Source organism: Streptomyces tateyamensis (assembly GCF_003205575.1).
In the GTDB taxonomy this organism is placed as follows: domain Bacteria; phylum Actinomycetota; class Actinomycetes; order Streptomycetales; family Streptomycetaceae; genus Kitasatospora; species Kitasatospora tateyamensis.
In genome coordinates this window covers 1-399 of sequence record NZ_PYBW01000156.1, presented here as the reverse complement: position 1 = coordinate 399, position 399 = coordinate 1, and the positions used below count along the sequence as shown (strand labels likewise).

The following is a 399-nucleotide window of genomic DNA, read 5'->3' as shown; positions in this document are numbered from 1 at the left end:
AACCGGAACGGAAACAAGGAGGGAACAGACACCACAACAAGCTACACCGACACCGGCCTGACCGCAGCCACCGCCTACCAGTACACCGCCAGCGCCTACGACGCCGCCGGCAACACCTCCCCGAGCTCGGCGCCCGTCACCGGCACCACCTCCGGCGGCGGCGGCGGTGACACCACGCCGCCCAGCACCCCGGCCGGCCTGACCGTCACCGGCACCACCGCCGGCAGCGTCTCGCTCTCCTGGAGCGCCGCCACCGACAACGTCGCCGTCACCGGCTACAACGTCTACCGCAACGGCACCAAGGTCGGCACCGCCACCACCACCAGCTACACCGACACCGGCCTGACCGCAGCCACCGCCTACCAGTACACCGTCAGCGCCTACGACGCCGCCGGCAAC

At 70.9% G+C, this 399-nt stretch carries 1 protein-coding gene; it reads left to right on the top strand.

Features of this window, described 5'->3' with window-relative positions; all coding sequences use genetic code 11:
• A partial coding sequence (locus C7C46_RS30825; RefSeq protein ID WP_146259275.1) for a fibronectin type III domain-containing protein occupies window positions 1–399 on the top strand: 399 nt, incomplete at both ends.